This is a genomic window from Pedobacter sp. W3I1 (assembly GCF_030816015.1).
Lineage (GTDB): Bacteria > Bacteroidota > Bacteroidia > Sphingobacteriales > Sphingobacteriaceae > Pedobacter.
Genome location: NZ_JAUSXN010000001.1, coordinates 644,622 through 667,544, shown reverse-complemented (window position 1 = coordinate 667,544; position 22,923 = coordinate 644,622). Strand labels below are relative to the sequence as shown.

The 22,923-nt window shown below is 38.3% G+C and carries 19 protein-coding genes; 12 read left to right on the top strand and 7 right to left on the bottom strand.

What is annotated here, in order from left to right; genetic code table 11:
- Positions 1–147 precede the first annotated feature (147 nt).
- Positions 148–2,313 carry a carboxy terminal-processing peptidase gene (locus tag QF042_RS02875; RefSeq protein WP_307525171.1) on the top strand — a complete coding sequence of 722 codons (2,166 nt, stop codon included), beginning with the start codon at positions 148–150 and terminating at the stop codon, positions 2,311–2,313.
- Between the two features lie 286 nt (positions 2,314–2,599).
- Here the strand turns inward: QF042_RS02875 and QF042_RS02870 are convergent, their stop codons facing one another.
- The gene (locus QF042_RS02870; protein WP_307525169.1) at positions 2,600–3,538 is read right to left on the bottom strand and encodes an SPFH domain-containing protein; all 939 of its coding nucleotides are present in this window, start codon (positions 3,536–3,538) and stop codon (positions 2,600–2,602) included.
- A gap of 90 nt (positions 3,539–3,628) precedes the next feature.
- On the opposite strand from QF042_RS02870, the gene QF042_RS02865 reads away from it, so the two are divergent.
- Complete coding sequence (locus tag QF042_RS02865) at positions 3,629–5,671, top strand: M13 family metallopeptidase (protein ID WP_307525167.1); 2,043 nt, start codon at positions 3,629–3,631, stop codon at positions 5,669–5,671.
- Between the two features lie 238 nt (positions 5,672–5,909).
- Entirely contained in the window at positions 5,910–6,095 is a 186-nt protein-coding gene (locus tag QF042_RS02860) for a hypothetical protein (RefSeq protein WP_029274977.1), read from the top strand.
- A gap of 126 nt (positions 6,096–6,221) precedes the next feature.
- On the opposite strand, the gene QF042_RS02855 is transcribed toward QF042_RS02860, so the two are convergent.
- The 3 genes from QF042_RS02855 to QF042_RS02845 all read right to left on the bottom strand — a co-directional run bounded on the left by QF042_RS02855 (position 6,222) and on the right by QF042_RS02845 (position 8,293).
- Positions 6,222–6,404, bottom strand: a complete 183-nt coding sequence (locus QF042_RS02855; RefSeq protein WP_307525163.1) for a hypothetical protein — start codon at positions 6,402–6,404, stop codon at positions 6,222–6,224.
- A 44-nt stretch (positions 6,405–6,448) separates the two neighbouring features.
- The gene (locus QF042_RS02850; RefSeq protein ID WP_307525162.1) at positions 6,449–7,546 is read right to left on the bottom strand and encodes a CapA family protein; all 1,098 of its coding nucleotides are present in this window, start codon (positions 7,544–7,546) and stop codon (positions 6,449–6,451) included.
- A 189-nt stretch (positions 7,547–7,735) separates the two neighbouring features.
- A complete protein-coding gene (locus QF042_RS02845) occupies positions 7,736–8,293 on the bottom strand; it encodes a C40 family peptidase (RefSeq protein ID WP_029274974.1) in 558 nt (185 codons plus the stop codon).
- Positions 8,294–8,787: 494 nt separating this feature from the next.
- Between QF042_RS02845 and pdhA the strand changes: the two genes are divergently transcribed.
- The 4 genes from pdhA (at position 8,788) to QF042_RS02825 (ending at position 14,796) form a co-directional block, all read left to right on the top strand.
- Entirely contained in the window at positions 8,788–9,783 is a 996-nt protein-coding gene (gene pdhA, locus QF042_RS02840) for a pyruvate dehydrogenase (acetyl-transferring) E1 component subunit alpha (protein ID WP_029274973.1), read from the top strand.
- Between the two features lie 30 nt (positions 9,784–9,813).
- The gene (locus tag QF042_RS02835) at positions 9,814–11,487 is read left to right on the top strand and encodes a pyruvate dehydrogenase complex dihydrolipoamide acetyltransferase (RefSeq protein WP_307525156.1); all 1,674 of its coding nucleotides are present in this window, start codon (positions 9,814–9,816) and stop codon (positions 11,485–11,487) included.
- A 162-nt stretch (positions 11,488–11,649) separates the two neighbouring features.
- Entirely contained in the window at positions 11,650–13,428 is a 1,779-nt protein-coding gene (locus tag QF042_RS02830; protein WP_307525154.1) for a DUF885 family protein, read from the top strand.
- Positions 13,429–13,629: 201 nt separating this feature from the next.
- Positions 13,630–14,796 carry a DUF418 domain-containing protein gene (locus tag QF042_RS02825; protein ID WP_307525152.1) on the top strand — a complete coding sequence of 389 codons (1,167 nt, stop codon included), beginning with the start codon at positions 13,630–13,632 and terminating at the stop codon, positions 14,794–14,796.
- Positions 14,797–14,935: 139 nt separating this feature from the next.
- Here QF042_RS02825 and QF042_RS02820 read toward each other — a convergent pair whose 3' ends face one another.
- Positions 14,936–15,313 (bottom strand): GxxExxY protein, encoded by a 378-nt coding sequence (locus QF042_RS02820; RefSeq protein WP_307525150.1) that lies wholly within the window; start codon positions 15,311–15,313, stop codon positions 14,936–14,938.
- A 187-nt stretch (positions 15,314–15,500) separates the two neighbouring features.
- Between QF042_RS02820 and QF042_RS02815 the strand changes: the two genes are divergently transcribed.
- From QF042_RS02815 to QF042_RS02795, 5 genes are all read left to right on the top strand, one after another.
- Entirely contained in the window at positions 15,501–16,052 is a 552-nt protein-coding gene (locus QF042_RS02815) for a cupin domain-containing protein (protein WP_307525148.1), read from the top strand.
- A 68-nt stretch (positions 16,053–16,120) separates the two neighbouring features.
- Entirely contained in the window at positions 16,121–17,353 is a 1,233-nt protein-coding gene (locus tag QF042_RS02810; RefSeq protein ID WP_029274967.1) for a serine hydrolase, read from the top strand.
- A gap of 5 nt (positions 17,354–17,358) precedes the next feature.
- Positions 17,359–18,342: a hypothetical protein gene (locus QF042_RS02805; RefSeq protein ID WP_307525145.1), complete on the top strand. Its 984-nt coding sequence runs from the start codon at positions 17,359–17,361 to the stop codon at positions 18,340–18,342.
- 23 nt (positions 18,343–18,365) lie between these two features.
- Positions 18,366–18,671 (top strand): YbaB/EbfC family nucleoid-associated protein, encoded by a 306-nt coding sequence (locus tag QF042_RS02800; protein ID WP_057930731.1) that lies wholly within the window; start codon positions 18,366–18,368, stop codon positions 18,669–18,671.
- 78 nt (positions 18,672–18,749) lie between these two features.
- Positions 18,750–19,427, top strand: a complete 678-nt coding sequence (locus QF042_RS02795) for a metal-dependent hydrolase (RefSeq protein ID WP_307525141.1) — start codon at positions 18,750–18,752, stop codon at positions 19,425–19,427.
- Between the two features lie 173 nt (positions 19,428–19,600).
- Here the strand turns inward: QF042_RS02795 and QF042_RS02790 are convergent, their stop codons facing one another.
- Both QF042_RS02790 and polA read right to left on the bottom strand, forming a co-directional pair.
- Positions 19,601–19,942, bottom strand: a complete 342-nt coding sequence (locus QF042_RS02790; protein ID WP_307525139.1) for a hypothetical protein — start codon at positions 19,940–19,942, stop codon at positions 19,601–19,603.
- A 94-nt stretch (positions 19,943–20,036) separates the two neighbouring features.
- Positions 20,037–22,844, bottom strand: coding sequence for a DNA polymerase I (gene polA / locus QF042_RS02785; RefSeq protein WP_307525137.1), 2,808 nt, complete (start codon positions 22,842–22,844; stop codon positions 20,037–20,039).
- Positions 22,845–22,923 lie beyond the last annotated feature (79 nt).

The window sequence follows — 22,923 nt, the reverse complement described above, 5'->3', positions numbered from 1 at the left end:
GAAATTGTTAAATAAAAAGCTTTTAGTTAGATTTGATAAAGTTTTAACAAGAGACGGTAATAATGCTGTCTCTTTTTTGTTTTTTTGCTAAAATGGTATCATATTGGCTATATAGAATTGGAAATGGATTTTAAATCATTTAAAGAGATGTTAAAGAGAATATTTTTTGTAATTTTTACTGCGGCAGTACTTGCTTGTCATGCTGCACCTAAAACTCAGCCTATGGTTGAGGGGGTTACCAATGTGAAACCTGATGAGCAGCAACAACTTGTTATAAAAGAGGTTGTAAATTTGATCGAGAGTTATAATTATAAAAAAATTCAGATCAACGATTCTATATCTTCGATCATTTTAGATAAGTATATCAAGTCTCTGGATCAGGGTAAAAATTACTTTTTGGCTTCAGATATCAAAGAATTTGAAAAATACAGATATACTTTGGATGATGATTTTAAAAATGGCGATCTAAGTGGTCCATTTTTCATCTATAACGTTTACGCCAAAAGATTAAACGAATATTTTACCTATTCTTTAGCACAGATTAAAACCAAATATGATTTTAATCAAACCGACAGCTATGTATACGATAGAGAGAAGCAGCCTTGGGCAACTTCTTCAGCAGCATTAAACGATACCTGGAAAAAACGTGTTAAATACGAGCTGATCAATTTAAATTTAGCTGGAACAGCTGAAGCAAAGAACGTAGAAACATTAACTAAACGTTATCAAAACCTACAGTCGCAAACTTCAAAAACCAATAATCAAGATGTATTTCAGATTTTAATGGATGCTTTTACCGAATCGATTGATCCGCATACCAATTATTTTAATCCAACTAATGCTGCAGCATTTAACGAAGATATGTCTCGTTCTTTCGAAGGCATTGGTGCCCGTTTACAATTAGAAAACGAGGTAGTGAAAATTTCGGAAATTATTGCTGGCGGACCAGCGTTTAAAGGTAAACAACTGAGTGCCGGCGATCGTATTATTGCCGTGGCCCAGGGTGATGGAGAATTTGTTGATGTAGTAGGTTGGAGATTGGATAACACGGTATCGAAAATTAAAGGCCCGAAAGGGACTAAAGTGCGTTTAAAAGTAATCCCTGTGGGAAAAGAAATGTCATCTAAACCAGTAATTATAGAATTGGTTCGTGATAAAATTGTTTTGGAAGAAACATCTGCCAAGAAAAAAGTTAAAACCATTAACAATAATGGTAAAGATTATAAAATCGGGATTATTACGCTACCGGCATTTTATGCTGATTTTAAAGCGGCTAATGCAGGCGATAAAAATTACAAAAGTACCACCCGCGATGTTAGAAGACTAATCGACTCCCTAAAAACTTACGATAAGGTAAATGCAATAGTGATGGATTTACGTGGAAACGGCGGAGGTTCATTGGTTGAAGCCATCTCACTAACCGGTTTATTTATCGATAGAGGTCCGGTAGTTCAGGTGAAAGATTTACGCGGTAAAATTGAAGTGGATGAGGATGAAAATAGTGGTGTAACATGGGATGGGCCTTTTGGTGTTATCGTAGACCGCTTAAGTGCATCAGCATCTGAAATCTTTGCCGGTGCAATACAGGATTATGGCCGTGGTATTATTATGGGTAGCCAAACTTATGGTAAAGGTACCGTTCAGTCTTCTATCGATTTAAACAAATTAGTAAACCCAGGTATGTTGCAAAGGGTAGCAGGATTAATTTCTAAAGATAAAACTGTTGGCACATCGCCAAGCGGATCAAGTGCGGCTGATATTAACTTAGGTCAGATTAACCTAACCATGGCTAAATTTTACCGTGTAGCTGGTAGCAGCACCCAACATAAAGGGGTAACACCTGACGTTGTTTTCCCTTCAGTTTATCCAATGGATAAAATTGGAGAGGATACTGAATCATCTGCCTTACCATGGGATGTTATTCCAAGCTCAAACTTTAAACCGGTTGCAAATTTAACTCCTGTTAAAGCTCAATTGATTAAAAATAGCGAGCAACGTATTGCAAATTCATTGGATTTTAAATACTTGAAACAAGATATTGCCGATCTTAAAAAACGTGACAATGAAGTTTCTGTAACTTTAAACGAGGCAAAACTTAAAGCTGAGCGCGATGCGCAAGAAGCTAAAACACTTGCCAGACAAAATGAATTGAGGGCATTAAGAGGATTGCCAGCCATTAAAAAAGGTGATAAAATTACCAAACAAGATGCCTTCGATTTTATTGAAGATGAGTCGTTAAAAGTAATGGGCGATTTTATGCAACAATCGGGCAATTATGTGATGAATTTAGGCGTGATGCCGAAAAATAACTAGTTAGAAACATCTTTAACGTCAAAGGCCGCTTTAGTTTTGCTAAAGCGGCCTTTTTTGTAATTGGATTTCAGAGTTGTCAACTTTCTAGCCAATTGGTTATTAAAGTTGACAACTCTAAAGGTATATTAGACATTGGAATTTCGTGGTGTCGGATATTCCTATCCGACACTAAACCATTTATCTTTAATCTATTTAATCATCAGATGGTAACATCTGATAGCACTTCAAAAGACCCTGTGAGGTTTGATAGGCAAGGTGCTTATCAAACCTCACAGGTCTAAAATGGTTATTTCTTCGCCGTTGGCTCAGTCTGTTTGTTTAATTGCATGGCCATCATTTCTTTCATGGTTTTATTCATGCCATCGGCACTACCGTCAAGAAAAATAACGTTTCCATCGCCATTTTCAGCAAAATGTTTAATCGATTCAGTCCACATGGTGAATAAGATTACCGAAATATCCAGATTAGCCTGCTCCATTTCCTGAGCGGCTTTACTCATCCCATGCGCAACCTCTGCGCGGAATAGAGCAATACCCTGCCCGCGTAACTGTGCAGCCTCACGCTCGGCTGTGGCAGCAATTTTGATCGCATTACCATCCGCTTCAGCAGCTTTGGTTTTCGTAATCAATAATGCCTGACCTTCATTTTCAGCCGCTGCTTTTAAGTTGTTCGAAGCAACTACACGACTCATTGAACGCATAATTTCTTCATCAAAAGTAATATCATTCAATTGAAGATCCTGAAGATGGTAACCCCATCCGTCTAAAACCTGATCAATCTGTTCCTTAACATGAAGTACAATTTCGTTACGCTGTGCCAATACATTTGCCTGCTTTTGCGTAGCTACATAAGCCCTGATCGAACCTTCAATGGTTCTGATTAATGCCTGCATTAAGTTGGTCGCATCTACAAATTTAAAAGCCACATTTTTGATCGTTTCTTCATCCTGATTCACAACAGAATATAAAAGCATGGCCTTAAAGTAAACATTAGCCTGATCTTGTGTTACCGCTTGAAACGATAGCTCTACAGAGCGGTTTTGAATGGAAATGCGCGAATAAATCTGCTCTATTAATGGGATTTTAAAATTTAAACCTGGCCTTAACTGACGGCGGTACTTACCGAAAACCGTTACCACCGCAATGGTTCCCTGTTTAACGGTAACGAACGAGCTGAGTAGGATAATAAATGCTACGACGGCTACAATGTAAATGGTGTATTGCATAATTAGATTTTTTTATGAAGTTATAAAAAATTCATACAAACTACATGAGGCATTTTGTAGCTTTAAGTTTTCTAACTAATTCATAAACAAATGAAAATTAAATTAATTCTTCCGGCGGCAGGCATTTTGCTATTTGCTGCCTGCCAGAATAAAAGCCATCAAGATGCCGTTGTGGCGAATGCACGCACCGAATTTTTCGATAAAGCCGGCATGGATACCACTATAAAACCTGGTGATAACTTTTTCCTCTATGCCAATGGCAAATGGATGAAAAACACCGAAATTCCAAAAACCGAAACGGGATGGGGATCTTTTTATACTCTATATAACGATAACCTGAAGCATCTGAACAACATCCTTGAAAACGCTTCAAAAGTAAATGCAGCCAAAGGAAGTACCGAGCAGAAAGTTGGCGATTTTTACACCAGTGGAATGGACACCCTTACCATCGAAAAGTTGGGGATCGAACCTATAAAGCCGCTGTTAAGTAAAATAGAAGGGATTAAAAACGATAAGGATTTAATTAATTTTGTTGCCGAGGGCTACAAAAACGGCGAAGGAGATTTATTGGGTTTTGGCGTAGAACCAGATGATAAATTAAGCACCAAAAATGCCTTATCATTTTCGCAGGCCGGCCTTACCTTGCCTGATCGTAGTTATTATTTAGAACAAGATGATAAGGCAAAAAAAATCCGGGCCGAGTACATCAAATACATCACAAAAATTTTTAGCCTGTCAGGCGATTCTGCGAATGCAGCTCAATATGCCAGCGATATTTTAAAACTGGAAACAGCGATTGCACAGTCGCATTCAACTCCTGTCCAACTGCGCGATCCACAGAAAAATTATAACAAAATGACGGTGGCTGATTTTCAAAAACAGACCCCAAACATGGAGTGGAAATCCGTTTTAAATAAATTAGGTGCAAGTACGGATACCGTTATTGTGAGGCAGCCAAAATACTATCAAACCTTATCAGCCCTGGTAAAAAGCCAGCCTATCGAAATCTGGAAAGAAAAATTAAAGTTTGATGCCCTGAACAGATCAGCCAATGCTTTTACCAAAAAATTCAGGGCTGCTAAATTCGATTTTTTCTCTAAAACACTGTATGGTCAACAAGCACCAACAGAAAGATGGAAAGCTATTGTAAATGCTACCGATCGTAATTTAGGCGAGCTTTTAGGTCAATTATATGCCGAAAAGTATTTCAAACCAGAGGCTAAAGAGCGTATGTTAACCTTAGTAAACAATTTACAGAAAGTATATGCAGAAAGAATCCAGAAGGTTGATTGGATGACACCTGAAACCAAGAAGAAAGCTTTAGAAAAACTAAATGCATTCATCAAAAAAATCGGCTATCCAGATAAATGGAAAAAGTACGATGATGTGGAGGTTTCGAAAAATGCTTACTATGCAAACCTTCAGTCAGCAAGTAAACATGCCTACAAAGAAATGATGGATAAATTGGGCAAAAATGTTGATAAAACAGAGTGGGGAATGACTCCGCCAACCGTTAATGCCTATTACAATCCCTCTTTCAACGAAATTGTTTTCCCGGCAGGAATTTTACAGTTTCCGTTCTTTGATTTTGCCGCAGATGATGCCATTAACTATGGTGCAATAGGTGCAGTAATTGGTCACGAAATGACACATGGTTTTGACGATCAAGGTCGCCAGTATGATGCAGTAGGCAACTTAAAAGAATGGTGGACAAAGGCCGATGCTGATAAATTTAAAGCCAAAGCTGGTAAAGTAGAGACCTTTTATAACAACTTCTCATTATTGGATAATCAGCATGTAAACGGTTCATTAACATTGGGCGAAAACCTGGCTGATATTGGCGGATTAAACATTGCATACGATGCTTTTAAATTAACCGAACAAGGAAAAGGCGATCAGAAGATTGATGGTTTTACACCCGATCAACGTTTTTTCTTAAGTTTTGCACAGGTTTGGAGAATCAAATCCCGCGACGAAAGCATGCGTGTAAGATTAAAAACAGATCCACATAGCCCGGAGATGTTCCGTGTAAACGGCCCTGTTTATAATATGGAAGCCTTTTACAAAGCATTCAACATTCCTACAACAGCAAAAATGTATGTAACTCCGGCAAATAGATTAGGTGTTTGGTAAGTTATCTTTCACCTCATAAAAGAAGTGGCTGTATCATAAGTACAGAATTGTCATCCTGAGCATGTCGAAGGACCCGTTTAAATGCTCCGCAAAGCGTTTCGACTACTTGTCCCGATTCTTCGGGAAGCTCAACATGACAAGTTTGAATGGAATCAAAACTTATGAGACAGCCTCTTCTTTATTTGTTTAAAACAAAAACGGTAATATTTTGTCTTAATCATACTAAATAGATAACCATATGAATGTAAAACGCACTTTTGGAACCATCTTAACCGTACTTGGTATAATTGGTTTAATATACGCTGGCTATGGCTTTGTAAGCCACAGTGAAAACACAAGGGGATTAATGGTTTATGGCATCATCGGACTTATATTCTTTGTATCCGGAATTGGCCTGGTAAAGAACACAAAGGACGAAAGCTAAACCAGGCTTTCTTCCTTAACTTTTTGGATAGCAGAAATTTACTACCGCTGCACCGATTGCAAGTCCGAGATAGATCCCATCTTTAAATTTTCAGCCTTTGTAGCTTGTAGCGTGATAGCCACCTTGCTACTGCTTCTTTTTGTGTTTGATGATCTGGTACTGGCTAAAAGCAACCAGGCAACCCGCCAGGATAATAATTCCTGCAGACAATAAGTTCTCAGAATTTTGATTGATGTAGTATGCTGCTGCAAGCACTAAAATTGCAGCTGCAATACCTATAATATAATGAAGTATTAATCCTTTTTTCATACAACAAATATTCAGAAATAAGTTGAGATTGATGTCGCAGAAAATTAATCTTTTAAACTGATTCTGTTATCAGTGAATTTCAGCTGATGGCCGGTGAAATCAATATTTGTCAGTTCTTTAATACGTTTAAAGGCACCATGATTTTCGTCCAGGGTTAAACGGTTAATCTTATCCTGTTTAACCGATACAATATCAGCATATAGAAAATCGCCTTTGGCATTTATTTTTAGCTGAAGCAATGGCGCAATACCATTATTGCCTTTTAAGCTGAACATCCCATATGTACAGAAATTACCCAAACTGTAGGCAATGAATTTGTTTTTATAAACTTCAACGGCTCTGGTTACATGCGGACCATGCCCCAGCACTACATCGGCACCGGCATCAATAACAGCGTGTGCAAAGGCATAAACATTGCCTCTGTTCTCTTTATAAAAAATCTCATTTTTACGGGGAACATGCTCAAACCTTGCGCCTTCACCGCCGCCATGAAAAGAAACAATCACAATATCAGCCATCAATTTTAAACGGGCGACTAAAGCCTTAGCGCTGTCGATTTTATTAATCGATACCGTATTCTCATTAGGTGCAAAAGCACAGAACGCGTACTTTACACTATCTTTTTCAAAAACTTCAAAAGGTTTGTTTACCTGTCCGGCATAATGAATCTGCAACGAATCTAAAATCCTTGCTGTATTTTTTCTTCCCTTAGCATCAAAATCACCAACATGGTTATTGGCGATGCTCAAAACATTAAATCCTGCATTCTTGTATATCCCGGCATAGCGCTCGGGCATTCTAAAAGCGTAGCAGTTATTCGGGTTAATGCCATTGCATTTGTTCGAATTGCCTGAGTTGAGGAAACAACCTTCCAGGTTTCCAAAAACAATATCACCTTTCAATAAACTATCAACCGCCTGGAAGCTGTTTACAGCATCATCGGGGGGGAGGTTTGTTTTAGATGGAAATGCCGAGCCGAGCATCATATCGCCTACGGCAGTAATGGATATCGTATCCTTTATCTTTCTGATTACTGTATCTTGTTTGGCTACAGGCGTAGTAATCTGTGCATTATTGCTGGTGCAACTGATTAAAACAATTAGGATAATAGGTAAGATTAAAGTTGTGTTAATAAGCTTCATTGGATGTTCTGCAGGTTGTTTGGCTTCTTCTAACAATAATAAAAATACTGATCCAGAAGTTTCGGGACAGGATGACGATTGCTTGAGAGAAAATGCTAGTTCAATAAAAAATCCTCCAAAATTTCTTTAGGAGGATTGTATATTTTTAATTTATAACTGTCAACTGAAAATTGCCGACTGTATACTGGTCTATTCTACTGTAAACTCTTTCTTAAACGATTCCAAAACGCGACCGCCCTTGTAAAAATAACGGCTGTAATAAGGTTCGTTAAGGTTGCTAATTACTACACCACGGGAACTTGACGCATGTGCAAACCTATTATCACCGAGGTAAATACCAACATGTGAGATACTTCTGCTTTTAATCTTAAAGAAAACCAAATCGCCTTCTTTTAAATCTTCTTTTGATAATGGATCCACCATGCTAAAAATATCGCGTGAATTTCTCCTGATGGTAGTGTTGAAAACTTTATCGTAAATCGCTTTAGTAAAAGCCGAACAATCTATCCCTCTTTTGGTGTTTCCACCATAACTATAAGGGGTTCCGATCCATTCGTAAATAAACTTGTACAGTTTTAAATTCGAAGTCGCATCTACCGCAACACCCATAACCTGCGAAAAATATTGAGATGCAAGGTTGTCGGGATCATTTAATTCTTTACCAGATTCTTTTGTTTTTGTTTGCGCAAATGCGGCTGAGAGCGTGCATATAGCAATTAGAGTTGAAAACAAAAATTTTTTAATCATGTTATACAGTTATGTTTGGGTATTCACTTACACATTAACGTACACCACATGGGCTTATTGTTGGTTGCCAAAAGTATTAATTATACAAATGTTATCCAAATGTTAGACGTTAAAAAACGAAAGTTATTAACATTTTTGTTTTTCACCCACCATTTTTTGTTTATAAACTCCTTCTAAAAATTATCTTTTCCAAAAAAACGATGCAATCAATATTCCAAATAGGAATAAATGATTTTTATTTTAAATTAGGAGAATAAGCACATATGCAGAATTAAATTTCAGAATAATTTGATTCCATATTATGATAAAGGGTGTTGATTTAATTATAAGAAATCGCCATTAAATCAATATTGGTAGCCAGAGTTTATATTTAATTGTAAAACAACTGTTAAATCTGATTACAACCCTAATACTATGATGTTTTTACACTAAAAAGTGCCAAAAATTACAATAAAAAAATTAGATTTGCTGTCGCAAAAAACAAATACCCTAAAATGAGTGCAGTAGAAATAAATAAAGATACCTGGTTAAAGTGGTTTGAGTCGATGTTGCTAATGCGCAAGTTCGAAGAAAAAACTGGCCAGTTATACGGACAACAAAAAATACGTGGCTTTTGTCATTTATACATTGGACAAGAAGCTGTAGTTGCAGGTGCAATATCTGCCATGCAAAAAGGTGATTCAATGATTACTACATACCGTGATCATGCTCATGCCTTAGCTTTAGGAGTTAGTGCTGATAGTATTATGGCAGAAATGTACGGTAAAGCTACAGGTTGCTCTAAAGGTAAAGGTGGTTCAATGCACATGTTCAGCAAAGAGCATAACTTCTACGGTGGTCATGCAATTGTTGGCGGTCAGATTCCACTAGGTGCTGGCGTTGCTTTTGCAGAAAAATACAAAGGAACTGATAATGTTAACATTTGTTATATGGGCGATGGTGCTGTGCGCCAGGGTGCATTAAACGAAACTTTTAACATGGCCATGCTCTGGAAATTGCCTGTTATTTTTGTTTGCGAAAACAATGGTTATGCAATGGGTACCTCGGTACAACGTACGACTAACATGACCGATATTTATAAAATAGGTTTAGGTTTTGATATGCCATGTGCACCAGTTGATGGTATGGATCCGGTTGCTGTGCACAATGCAATGGACGAAGCGATTCAACGTGCACGTAAAGGTGAAGGACCTACTTTCTTAGAAATGAGAACTTACCGTTACCGTGGTCACTCCATGTCAGATCCGGCAAAATATCGTACCAAAGAAGAATTAGAAGATTATAAAGCAAAAGATCCGGTTGAGCATGCAAGAGAAACTATTCTTAAAGAAAAGTATGCAGATCAAGCCTGGATTGAAGAGGTAGAAGCTAAAGTAAAAGCAATTGTAGATCAGGCAGTAAAATTTGCTGAAGAATCTCCTTGGCCTGATGCATCTGAATTATATAAAGATGTATATATGCAACAGGACTACCCTTACGTAATGGACTAATATTAATAAGATTTCAATTAATTAGATATAATGGCTGATGTAATTAAAATGCCCAAAATGAGCGACACCATGACCGAAGGGGTTTTGGCAAAGTGGCATAAAAAAGTGGGCGATAAAGTGAAAAGCGGCGATGTTTTGGCAGAAGTAGAAACTGACAAAGCAACAATGGATATGGAATCTTATTGGGATGGTACGCTTTTATACGTAGGTATAGAAGAAGGAACAGCTGTTCCTGTTGATGCTGTCATGGCCGTTATTGGTAAAGAAGGCGAAGATTATAAAGCAGCACTGGAAGCAGAACAATCGGCAAGTCCGAAGTCTGAAAGCAAAGATGAAGCCCCTAAAGCTGAAGATAAAAAAGAAGAGGCTGCACCTGCTCAAGGCGGTGGCTTAAGTGAAGAAGAATTAGCAGCAAAAGGTGTTACGGTTATCCGCATGCCTTTGTTAAGCGATACCATGACTGAAGGCGTAATTGCCGAATGGCATAAAAAAGTTGGCGACAAAGTAAAAGATGATGATGTTCTTGCTGATGTAGAAACCGATAAGGCAACTATGGAAGTAATGGGCTACGCAACAGGAACTTTATTACACATTGGTGTAGAAAAAGGCCAGGCTGCTAAAGTAAACGGAATTATCGCCATTGTTGGTCCTGAAGGAACTGATGTAAGTGGAATTTTAGCTGGAGGAGCTCAAAGTCCAAAGGCTAAAGACCAAAGCGAAGAGAAAGCAGAGACCCCTAAAGAAGAAAAACAAGCTATAAGCGCTGATACAAGTGCATCTGCTCCAATTGCAGAAAGCGCTTCAGATAGCCGTGTTAAAGCGTCTCCTTTGGCTAAGAAAATTGCTAAAGATAAAGGGATCGATTTAGCACAGGTTGCAGGTAGCGCAGAAGGTGGTCGTATCATTAAAAAAGATATCGAAAACTTTAAACCAGCTGCTGCTCCGGCAAAAGCAGAATCTGCATCAGCTCCTGCTGAGAAAACTACAGCTGCTGCGCCAGTTATTCCTACATTTGTTGGTGAGGTTAAATACACCGAACAACCTGTTTCGCAAATGCGTAAAGTAATTGCAAAACGTTTAGCTGAAAGTTTATTTACTGCTCCACACTTTTACCTAACGGTAAGTATCGATATGGACAATGCAATGGCTGCACGTACAGCAATCAACGCAGTTGCTCCTGTTAAGGTTTCTTTCAACGATATCGTAATTAAAGCAGTTGCCGTTGCACTGAAAAAACACCCTGCTGTTAACTCATCATGGGGTGGCGATAAAATCAGGTTTAACGAACATACCAACATTGGTGTAGCTATGGCTGTTGAAGATGGTTTATTGGTACCAGTAGTGCGTTTCGCTGATGGCAAATCTTTATCACACATATCTGCAGAAGTAAAAGATTTTGGTGGTAAAGCAAAAGCTAAAAAATTACAACCAGCAGATTGGGAAGGTTCTACTTTCACCGTTTCTAACTTAGGTATGTTTGGTATTGACGAGTTTACTTCAATTATCAACTCTCCTGATGGTGCCATTTTATCAGTAGGTGCTATACAACAAGTTCCGGTGGTAAAAAACGGCGCTGTTGTTCCTGGTAACGTAATGAAATTGACTTTAGGCTGCGATCACCGTGTGGTTGATGGCGCAACCGGAGCACAGTTCTTACAAACCTTAAAAGGTTTATTAGAAGAACCAATCAGATTATTAGCTTAATGTATTTGTCATGCTGAGCTAGCCTGCACTGAGCAAGTCGAAGTGAAGGATCTCATTATAAATTTAAAGCCATCCTAAGGGATGGCTTTTTTGCGTTAAGGCGAACACTAGCAAATGGTGACTTAATTTCCTATTTTTGGTTAAAACCTTAAACCAAAATAAATGAAAAAGATATTTCTTTTTGCAGCCTGCATCACGGTAGTGATCGCTTGTAAGCAAAAAAGCAATTCGGATGGTACTGTAGAAAATAAAACTTTTGCTGCCCTATGTGAACAATATTATCAGGATGGACTAAAACTGAATCCCCTTAACGCTACCTACATTGGCGATGAGCGTTATAATGATCTTTTAGCCAACGATGGGTCGCAAGCTTATATTAAAGAATTTAAAAGCTATAACGAACGTTATTTAGATAGCCTGGGCAAATACGATCGGGAAAGCCTAAGCGCAAACGACAGATTATCTTTCGATTATTTAAAAGATCAATTGAATATTAATATCGAAGGATTTAAATATCACTTCGAATACCTGCCGTTTAACCAGATGTTTGCTTTGCCCTTAACCATTGGCCAGTTTGGTTCCGGTACGGGCATACAGCCTTTTAAAACGGTAAAAAATTATGAAGATTGGTTAAAACGGATTAATGCATTTTCGGTATGGGCCGATACCGCTATTGGCAATTTTAAAAAAGGTGCTGCCGCCGGTATTGTATTGCCAAAAGCATTGGTGATAAAAATGATCCCTCAAATGCAGAGTATGGTTGTGGCTACACCCGAAGAAAGTTTATTTTACGGGCCAATTAAATTAATGCCAGCAAATTTTTCTGCAGCAGATAAACAAAAGTTAACAGAAGCTTACCGAAATTCGATCACCAAAGTAATTATCCCGACCTATAAAAAGTTGGGCGATTACCTGCAGAACGAATACCTGCCAAAATCAAGAACTACCTCTGGTTATTCTGCCATGCCAGGTGGTTTGGCCTGGTACACCTATTTGGTTAAACAGCAAACTACCACGAATAAAACACCTGAAGAGATTTATCAAACGGGTTTAAAAGAGGTTGCCCGCATTAAAGGCCAAATGGATAGCATCAAAACCTTAGAGGGCTTTAAGGGCGATTTAAAGGCTTTTTTCGAATACATGAAAACGGATAAAAAATTCATGCCTTATAAAACACCAAAAGAAGTTTTAGCGGCCTTTGAGAATATCCATCAGCGCATGAAACCCAATTTGAAAAAGATGTTTGATGTTGAACCTAAAACACCTTTTGAAATCCGGCAAACAGAAGCTTTCAGAGCAGCATCTGCCAGTGCAGAGTATAATCAGGGTTCGGCTGACGGATCACGTCCAGGGATCTTTTATGTGCCAATTTTAGATGCTAAAACATTTAACACTACCTCGGGCATGGAATCTCTTTTTTTGCATGAAGCTATACCTGGTCACCATTATCAGATTTCTTTAACCCAGGAAAATAAATCGCTACCTAATTTCCGCCGTTTTGGTGGCCATAATGCTTATGTAGAAGGCTGGGCCTTATATTGCGAATCGTTGGGGAAAGAACTAGGCCTGTATCAAGATCCTTACCAGCATATGGGTGCTTTGGGCGATGAAATGCACAGGGCCATCCGTTTAGTGGTTGATGTGGCCATCCATACCAAAAACATGAGTAGAGAAGAAGCCATAAAATACATGACAGACAATGAAGCCATTAGTACTGAAGGTGCAACAGCGGAAATCGAACGTTATATGGGTATACCTGCACAAGCTTTAGGCTATAAAACAGGTGCAATGAAAATAAGAGCGTTGAGAACCAAATATGAGAAAGCATTAGGTCCGAAGTTTAAATTAGCAGCTTTTCATACTGCCGTTTTAAAAGATGGATCCTTTCCCTTATCGGTGTTTGAAGCCAAGATGGATACCTGGGCAGAAAGCCAGAAGTAAAAAAAGAGGATATCAGAAATGGTATCCTCTTTTTTACTTTCATTGTCCTCGTTTGCAACGAGGATTTATGAGAAAGGCGATTTCATCGCTATTTGAGTTCTTGTCCAGCATTATAAATGCAGATTTCACTAATCCTCGTTGCAAACGAGGACTATTAAGTCTAAAAACATTCTATAGTACATTCTAATTAATCCTTACTCTATGAATAACTTGTCAAGCCAACCTATCCAACTCAATCAGCGTACAATGATTGTTGATATACTTAGAGGCTGGGCGCTTTTGGGTGTTGTTTTGATGAACTATTATGATTTTTTTGTACTGGATAAAGACCCCGTTCTCTTTAAGCCCGATGATATAACCGACGGCTTAATGTATTTCGCAAGAACGGTTTTTGCAGCCAAATCGTGGACAATGCTCAGCCTGCTCTTTGGTTATGGTTTTGCTGTTTTAATGAACAACATAAGCAATAAAGGGCAGAATCCTTATACTTTTTTTGCTGGACGCATGTTCTGGCTACTGGTGCTTGCATTAATTAATAGTGCGCTTTTTTTTGGCGACATTCTAAAAGATTATGCCATTTTAGGGCTGTTACTGTTATTTTTCTACCGAAGCTCGGCCAAAACCACTATTGTGGTAAGCTTAGTGCTATTGTTGATCATCCCGGCATTAAGTGCTTTTATCAATTCGCTGCATGATACCGGCCGGGAAGATTTCACAAAGCTGTTTTATCTATATAGGAGCAATCGACTGTCAGATGTGCTGTACTTCGGGTTAAAAGGCACCTATGTTGCCCAAATGGTCAGCAAACCATACTTATATACAGTGCATGTTGTAATGTTCTGTTGTTTCTTATGGGGTTTTAGTTTGTATAAAATCAATTTCTTTAATGCGTTGCCAACCAAAATAAAGCTGGTAAAAAAAATGTTCTGGATTTCATTGGGTGTCACCCTATTACTTTCTGCCTATTTCCCTATTATCGACAAATTAAAGTGGAACGTTAAAGATTATTATAACATACGTTATTGGCTGATTTTAAGCACCATGTTATTTATTTCCAGTGCCATTTGCTGGCTATACATTTCAGGCAAATGCAAAGTTTTTTTTGGCAACTTGGCTATTATGGGCAAAATGACGTTGACAAATTATATGGTGCAAAATCTGATTGGGCTGCTTATTTTTTCTGGCTTTGGTCTTGGCATTTGGACATCTATGCCAATAGGCTTTTATTTAATATTTGCCATTATTATTTATACGATGCAGGTTTACTTTAGCAAATGGTGGCTTTCCAGGTATAATTATGGCCCCATCGAATGGATCTGGCGGCAATTAAGCTATTGGAAGAGATTGCCGCTAAGAAAAACAGTTTAAAAGATCCAACTCTGCGGTGGTCATCTTAAATCTGCGGGACAAAACCAAATAGCAAAATTGTTTCCCGCAGATATCGCAAAGTACGCAGATAAAATAGTTGAATCTGTATTAATCTTCTTAGATCCATAGAAAACACTTGTTAAAGCCCATTTACTTTTCTCCAGATTGATTGTGATATGTTTGAAGAATTAAAATTAACAAGCAGTCCAAGTTTTAGTCCCGAAAGCTTTAGATAAGTAAGTACCTGCTTATGGTGAACAGGCGCAAGTGTTTCTACTGATTTTACTTCGATAATGACCAGATCGTTTATTAATAAATCTATCCGATAGCCAGCATCGAGGGTTATACCTTCAAAAACAACCGGTAATTTTACCTGTTGCTTAACATCTAAGCCATTTTCGGTTAAAACATAAGCTAGTACCGTTTCATAAACAGATTCTAATAGTCCTGGGCCTAATGCATTGTAAACTGTAAATACTGCACCCCTTATTTGATAGGAGATATCGTTCTCATCCATGTAGAAAAATTAATTAGGTATTCTTAAATCAGGATGATGAAATAAAAATATTATAATCTCTGTAATTAAATTCAGTTTGGAAAAAAGAGAACAGCTCTGCGTCAATCTTCTTAAATCTGCAGGAGAAAACCTGATAACGCTAAACCCTTTGCCTATTACTTTGTTAACTATTAAACACCCCAAAATCATGGACAAAGAAAAATTGATACAAGAAGCTTACTTAGTTGCGCATAAAATAGAGGAGAATGGCAATTTTCCAAACAACCCCACTTTACCATTAATGATTTACAAAGGTACATTCAGGTTGCACCCTGATGATACCGAAGAAGTGATCAAGAAAGTTTTCGCCCAGAATGGTTATACCAATGCCTGGGTAGATGGTATTTTTGATTACCACCATTACCATAGCAATACGCATGAAGTAATGGGCGTATTTTGTGGCAAGGCCGATGTGCAGTTTGGGGGCGATCATGGTGTTTGCATAGAGCTGGATAAAGGTGATGTAATTATCATTCCTGCAGGTGTAGCCCATAAAAAACTGAACTCAACCGAGGACTTCACTGTTGTTGGAGCATATCCAAATGGCTCAGATTATGACATTAAATATGGCAAAGCTGAGGAGCGGCCTGAAGCAGATGAAACCATTGCCAAAGTGAAAAATCCAGACAGCGACCCTGTTTATGGAAGTAAAGGTCACCTATTTGAATGCTGGTATAATCAAAATTGCGAAAATGTGTAAAACTCTTTCGTTTTAACCGTCTAAAATTCTTTAATTTTCGGGTTTTAAATACACTATCCTTAATATAAATGAATTTTCGATATATATGTTCAGCATTAGCCCTCTCTGTAACTTTACTAACCGCATGTTCAAGCAAAAAATCTGAAGAGAAAAAGGCTGCTGAAAAAAAAATCCGCACCAAAGACGACGACAAAGCAGACAGCCTCTTACTGGTCTATAATCCGCAAAAAGGCGATAAATGGATTGCTGATTTTGTAGATAATCTACACCGGAAATTCAATTTCAACGGAAATATGCTGGTAGCCAAAGATGGAAAAATTCTTTACGAAAAAGCCGTAGGCTGGGCTGATTACCTGCACCGCGATAGTTTAACCATCAACTCAGAATTTGAGTTGGCCTCAATTACCAAAACCTTTACCGGTACAGCCATTATGCAATTGGTAGAAGCCGGGAAGCTTTCGTTAAACGATAATGTAAAAAAATTCTATCCTAACTTCCCATACGAAGGAATAACGGTGAAATTATTGCTTTCTCACCGCAGCGGTATGATGAATTATGTTTACTTCATTGACGACATTTGGCGTAAGGAAAAACGCAACATGAAAAAAGGTGTAACCAATCAGGAAGTAATGAATGTTATTGCTGAGCGGAAACCAAACCCATACACTAAACCCGATAACCGTTTTCACTACAACAACTCCAACTTTATGGTTTTGGGAGCTATTATTGAAAAGGTAACCGGACAACGTTATTCGCAGTATATGATGGAGCATGTGTTTAAACCTGCCGGATTAAAGCATACGCATGTGTATAGTACCACTGAGTATGAAAAAATTCCGGTTGATGTGGTTGGTCATGACCGCAATAGTTTTAGATATTCTGTTGCACAGAATTTTTTAGACGGTCCTGTTGGAGATAAAGGCATTTATAGCACGGTACACGATCTGGTATTATTTGATAAATACTTGAAGAACGGAAGATTGCTGACCAAAAAGAGTCTAGATTCAGCATATGTAGGTCGCAATAAACCTATAAACGGTCATTTTAACTATGGTTATGGCTGGAGGATGTTCGATGGCGAAAAGATGGACAAAGTAGTTTACCACACCGGTTGGTGGCATGGTTTTCGCCATATTTATGTGCGAGATTTAGACAAAAACATTGTGATTATATTTTTAGGCAACCTTACTAATGGAAGTTTAATGCATCTTGACGAACTTTATAAACACTTCAACATGCCGGTTATCCGTAAGGGGGCTTACCATGGTAACGGCAGTTTACCAGGAAGCGACGAAGATTAATTTTTATGGGAAAAACTAAATGGATTATTGAATCAGGTACATTAACCATCTATCCTAAAAGAAATTTAAGGATAGTTGGCCTTATATTCTTTGTAGTTATTGCGGCCATTATTTTTTTTCTGTCCAGATCGTGGCAAGATTATTCTTCTGGCTTTACCATCGGGTATTATGGTTTCCTGTTACTAATGCCTTTACTGTTAATTTTTATCGCCGAAACTAAAGTCATTTTTGATGGTAATAGTAGAAAGCTATATAAAAAGATCGGTTTTTTGCCTACAGGTTCGATCCCATTTGATGATATTGCCTCAATACAAGCTTACGAAATACTGGGAAGCGGTTATAATTATCGGTTGTTTAAAAAGAGCAACAGGCACGGAAAAGACTTAATTATTTCGTCTGGTTACAGTAAAGCGACCAATGCCAATCTTATTCAATTTCAACAGGAAGTATTGCCAAAAATTGATGAGCTGGTTTTTGCAAATGCTCCTGTCATTCCTAAACAGATCATTTACGACTTTCAATTTTTTAAAGAAGAAGGTGGCGTATACCTATTGCGCGATAATAAAATAGGCAGTTTAATCATTGGGTTGATTTTGATCGGTGTTACCGTGGCTATACTGTTTAATCCAGATTTTTTAACAAATGAAGGAGCGTTTCAAAAAATACTAATTACCTATTTTCCGGCGGTTATTGGCTTAGCACTTCTTTTTGCAGCAACCTCTAACATCCGTTTTGATAAAAGCCAAAGGAAAATTATCCGCTCCACTTTTGCTGGCCGTATATTAAAAGAATATCCATTTGATGACCTGATTCGTTTTCAGATTATCCGTAAAACAACCAATCTTATTTATTCGGGTACTGAAGTTAGGGCAGAGATTTTATTGCCTGCCAAAAACAAAACAACCACTTTAATCCTTAAAAGCTTTATAGGCACTAAAAAGATTGAGCGCTTTCTTGATGAAGCCAATACGATTTTAGGCCGGATTTAATTTGATTATAAAACAAAACGATTATGTTCGATAAATTATTTGCGGCTCAACAAAAAGCCGAAGAAATTAAAAAACGCCTGGATACCATCTCGGTATTTGGCGAAGTTGAAAATGGTGCGATAAAAATCACCGCTACAGCAAACAAAGCCATCACCGGAATTTCCATTGATGAGGAGTTTTTAAAAAATGCGGATAAGGAAGAATTAGAAGAACTTTTGTTAACGGCTATTAATAAAGCCATGGCAAGCGCCGAACAGGTAAGCGCTGCCGAAATGCAGGCATCAGCACAAGATATGCTTGGAGGCTTAGGCGGTATGTTCGGGCAATAAAACCATTAGTTAACTTAACTGTTTATCCTAAGAAAAATCGATCTTGCTACTTGAGACTCAAATCTTGATACTGTTATTATGAAATATACCTACTACGGCCAATCTTGCTTCCTGTTAGAAGCAGCCGGCAAAAAATTACTATTCGATCCGTTTATATCGCATAATCAATTAGCTAAAAATATAGATATTAAAGCCATTGAGGCCGATTATATACTGGTTAGCCATGGCCATAGCGATCATGTGGCCGATTTGGTAACCCTGGCAAAACAAACCCAGGCTACGGTTATAGCCATGCCAGAAATTATTGAGTGGGTTTCGAAACAGGGCGTAGAAAAAGTGCATGGAATGAATTTCGGTAAATTTACTTTTGATTGGGGAGCTGTACGCATGGTGCCAGCTACACACTCATCAGGCTTACCAGATGGAAGTTACGGCGGAAATCCTGCCGGTTTTGTACTTGAAGTAGGCGGTAAACAGATTTACTTTGCAGGCGATACGGGTTTAACCATCGAGATGAAAGTTTTGGCTGACATTTACAACCTGGATTATGCCATCTTACCGATCGGCGGGAATTACACCATGGATGTTGATGACGCATTAATTGCTACCAAATATTTCGATTGCGACAATGTAATCGGTGTACATTACAATACATTTCCGGTTATCGAAATTGATACCCAGGCTGCGTTAGATAAATTTAAACGCGAAAACAAAACTTTATTATTGCCAGCAATTGGTGAGACGATAAACTTATAACCTTAGTTCGATTTAGGTTGATGTGATCGTCATGCTGAATTTATTTCAGCATCTTTCCGGCTATTAAAGACCCTGAAATGAATTCAGGGTGACGCCACTAATATTAAAATGTCTTAAAACAAAAAAAGGGCCTCCGATTTTCATTGGAGACCCTTCAAATTATAAACCTGAACCTAATTCTTTTTAGCAGCAGCTTTGTTTGCTTTATAACGCATATCAGCTGTTCCGTCTTTTTTAGTTGGACCAGCAACTTTAGTTACCGCTTTTGCTTTATTTTCTTTAAAACGCATATCTGGCGTACCATCTGCTTTTACTTTAGCAGCGGTAGTAGTAGTTTTAGTTTCTACTTTTTTGGCCTCTTGTTTTACACCTGCTTTTACTGGAGCAGTAGTAGTTTTAACTTCTTTTTTAGCAACTGTTTTAGCCTTAGCAGGAGTTGTTGTTGCTGGTGTTTGAGCAAATGCTGTTGTTAAACCAAATGCTGCGATTGCGATTAAACTCAATAACTTTTTCATAATTTTCGATTTTTGTTTTACTCGTTTATTTGTTGATATAAAATTGATTAATCGGGATGAAGTTTTAATGAAGATAACGAATATTTTTATTTTTTTAATGTGCAGCCAACCAATTATCTCCCTCGCCAATCTCTACTACAATGGGTACAGTGAGTTTAATGGCGTTGGCCATTTTATCCTGAATAATTGCTTTCATTGCTTCCTTTTCCGTTCTCAGCACGTCAAACACCAACTCATCATGCACCTGCATGGTCATGGTTGATTGCATATGCTGCGCTTTCATTTCTTTATGAATATTAATCATCGCAATCTTGATCATATCGGCTGCAGACCCTTGTATAGGCGCGTTAATGGCATTTCGTTCTGCAAAACCTCTTACGGTTTGGTTGGCAGAGTTAATGTCTCTTAAATAACGTCTTCTGCCCATTATCGTTTCTACAAATCCGTTTTCGCGGGCGAAGTTCATGGTATCGCTCATGTAACGTTTAATACCTGGGTATTGGGCAAAATATTGTTCTATAATTTCGGCAGCTTCTTTACGTGGAATACCTAAATTTTGCGATAAACCAAAAGCAGACTGACCATAAATGATTCCGAAGTTAACGGCCTTGGCATTTCTGCGCTGCGTTCCATCAACTTCTTCGATACTTACGCCATATACTTTTGCTGCTGTGGCCGTGTGGATATCGATCCCTTTGTTAAAAGCATCGAGCATGTTCTCTTCCTTACTTATTTCGGCAATAATGCGCAATTCTATCTGCGAATAATCGGCTGATAACAAGATGTGATTTTCATCCCTTGCAATAAAGGCTTTACGTACCTCTCTGCCGCGTTCGGTACGGATCGGGATATTCTGTAAATTTGGATTGTTAGAACTTAATCTTCCCGTTGCCGCCACAGCCTGGTTATAAGAAGTGTGTACTCTTCCTGTTTTTGGGTTAACCATCAAAGGCAATGCATCAACATAGGTTGATTTAAGTTTCTGTAACTGGCGGAAATCTAAAATATCCTGCACAATATCACTTTTACTCGCTAATGCCAACAAAACATCTTCTCCGGTTTGATACTGACCTGTTTTAGTCTTTTTAGCTTTCGGATCGAGCTGAAGTTTATCAAATAAAACCTCACCCAATTGTTTTGGTGAAGCCAGGTTAAATTTAATCCCTGCTTTATCGTAAACATTCTGTTCGAACTTAATAATTTCAATTTCGAGCTCTTTAGAGTAGGCTTTTAAGGTTTCGATGTCAATGCGAACACCTTCTTTTTCTATATCTGCCAAAACATAAACCAAAGGGTTCTCAATTTCTTCGGCTAGTTTGGCCGCATTTAATTCTTTTAATTTTGGCTCGAAGATATGTGCCAGTTGTAGCGTCACATCAGCATCTTCGGCAGCATAATCTACCACATCAATTACCGGAACATCGCGCATGGTGCCCTGGTTTTTACCTTTTGCACCAATCAGTTTGGTAATGGAGATCGGGGAGTAACCAAGGTAGTTCTCTGATAAAACATCCATACCATGGCGGGTATCGGGATCAATCAGATAATGAGCAAGCATGGTATCGAAAAGTTTACCTTTTACCTCTACGCCATACCATTTCAGCACTAAAATATCGTATTTGGTATTCTGACCAATTTTTTCGATTGCCTCATTTTCCAATACTACCCTAAACTCATCAACAATAACCTGAGCTTCTTCTCTGGCCGCAGGAACCGGAATGTAATAACCTGTACCTGGTTTTATCGAGAAAGATAAACCAACTAACTCGGCCATGTTTGCATCGGTTCCTGTGGTTTCGGTATCAAATGAGATCCGTTTTTCGGCAAGCAATAATTTAATTAGGTCTGCACGTTGCTCAGCAGTATCAATCAATTGATAATCGTGTTCTGTATTTTCGATGGTTTTAGCAGGAAGCTTTTCTGCTGGCTCTTCTTCAAGCGTATTGGTATATTGAATGGCTTCCCCAGTCTGGTTACCAAATAAATCGGTCTGCGTACCTTCCTGAAAGCGCGCTGTAGTAACCGAAAATTCATCACCAAATACCCTGCGGCCCAAAGTCCTGAATTCTAATTCGGTAAATAAAGGTTCTAATAAATCGCGACTTGGATCGCAGAGTTCCAAACTGGCTTCGTCCAGTTCAACAGGTACATCCAATAAGATGGTGGCTAATTTTTTGGATATTAAACCTTGTTCTGCAAAATTTTCCACATTTTCGCGCTGTTTGCCTTTTAACTCGTGCGAATTTGCAATAATGTTCTCCATAGAGCCATATTGTTTGATCAAAGCTTTCGCTGTTTTCTCGCCTATACCAGGAATGCCTGGAATATTATCTACCGCATCGCCCCATAGTCCTAAAATGTCAATAACTTGTAATACATTTTCGATCTCCCATTTTGCCAGCACTTCTTTAACCCCCAATATTTCCATATCGTTACCCATACGGGAAGGTTTGTAAATAAAAATATTTTCGGAAACCAATTGTGCAAAATCCTTATCCGGTGTCATACAATAAACCTGATAACCTTTTTGTTCGGCTTTTTTGGCCAGCGTACCAATAATATCATCAGCCTCGTAACCATCAGAGGTGATTACAGGAATATTGAAACCAGTAATTAACTTGATCACATAAGGCATTGCCGCAGCCAGATCTTCGGGCATGGCCTGGCGGTGTGCTTTATACGCTTCAAAAGAGATATGCCTTTCTGTTGGCGCCTCAGTATCGAACACAACAGCCATATGCGTTGGTTTTTCTTTCTTCAAAACATCTAACAAAGTATTGGTAAAGCCCATTACTGCCGATGTATTAATGCCTGTTGAGGTAAAACGAGGGTTTTTACTTAATGCAAAATGCGCCCTGTACATCAGCGCCATACCATCTAAGAGAAAGAGTTTTTTATTCATGTGATTACACCGATTTAATGATTACACCGACAAACAGATTTATCGGATGATAAAAGTAACCAAAGTTAAAGGTTTAGAA

Coding starts and splice junctions, on each gene's coding strand:
- QF042_RS02865 (WP_307525167.1), top strand. CDS start 3,629: ATGAAAATTAAATTAATTCTTCCGGCGGCAGGCATTTTGCTATTTGCT.
- polA (WP_307525137.1), bottom strand. CDS start 22,844: ATGAATAAAAAACTCTTTCTCTTAGATGGTATGGCGCTGATGTACAGG.
- QF042_RS02790 (WP_307525139.1), bottom strand. CDS start 19,942: ATGAAAAAGTTATTGAGTTTAATCGCAATCGCAGCATTTGGTTTAACA.
- QF042_RS02860 (WP_029274977.1), top strand. CDS start 5,910: ATGAATGTAAAACGCACTTTTGGAACCATCTTAACCGTACTTGGTATA.
- QF042_RS02845 (WP_029274974.1), bottom strand. CDS start 8,293: ATGATTAAAAAATTTTTGTTTTCAACTCTAATTGCTATATGCACGCTC.
- QF042_RS02795 (WP_307525141.1), top strand. CDS start 18,750: ATGAAATATACCTACTACGGCCAATCTTGCTTCCTGTTAGAAGCAGCC.
- QF042_RS02810 (WP_029274967.1), top strand. CDS start 16,121: ATGAATTTTCGATATATATGTTCAGCATTAGCCCTCTCTGTAACTTTA.
- QF042_RS02830 (WP_307525154.1), top strand. CDS start 11,650: ATGAAAAAGATATTTCTTTTTGCAGCCTGCATCACGGTAGTGATCGCT.
- QF042_RS02850 (WP_307525162.1), bottom strand. CDS start 7,546: ATGAAGCTTATTAACACAACTTTAATCTTACCTATTATCCTAATTGTT.
- QF042_RS02855 (WP_307525163.1), bottom strand. CDS start 6,404: ATGAAAAAAGGATTAATACTTCATTATATTATAGGTATTGCAGCTGCA.
- QF042_RS02815 (WP_307525148.1), top strand. CDS start 15,501: ATGGACAAAGAAAAATTGATACAAGAAGCTTACTTAGTTGCGCATAAA.
- pdhA (WP_029274973.1), top strand. CDS start 8,788: ATGAGTGCAGTAGAAATAAATAAAGATACCTGGTTAAAGTGGTTTGAG.
- QF042_RS02875 (WP_307525171.1), top strand. CDS start 148: ATGTTAAAGAGAATATTTTTTGTAATTTTTACTGCGGCAGTACTTGCT.
- QF042_RS02805 (WP_307525145.1), top strand. CDS start 17,359: ATGGGAAAAACTAAATGGATTATTGAATCAGGTACATTAACCATCTAT.
- QF042_RS02870 (WP_307525169.1), bottom strand. CDS start 3,538: ATGCAATACACCATTTACATTGTAGCCGTCGTAGCATTTATTATCCTA.
- QF042_RS02835 (WP_307525156.1), top strand. CDS start 9,814: ATGGCTGATGTAATTAAAATGCCCAAAATGAGCGACACCATGACCGAA.
- QF042_RS02820 (WP_307525150.1), bottom strand. CDS start 15,313: ATGGATGAGAACGATATCTCCTATCAAATAAGGGGTGCAGTATTTACA.
- QF042_RS02800 (WP_057930731.1), top strand. CDS start 18,366: ATGTTCGATAAATTATTTGCGGCTCAACAAAAAGCCGAAGAAATTAAA.
- QF042_RS02825 (WP_307525152.1), top strand. CDS start 13,630: ATGAATAACTTGTCAAGCCAACCTATCCAACTCAATCAGCGTACAATG.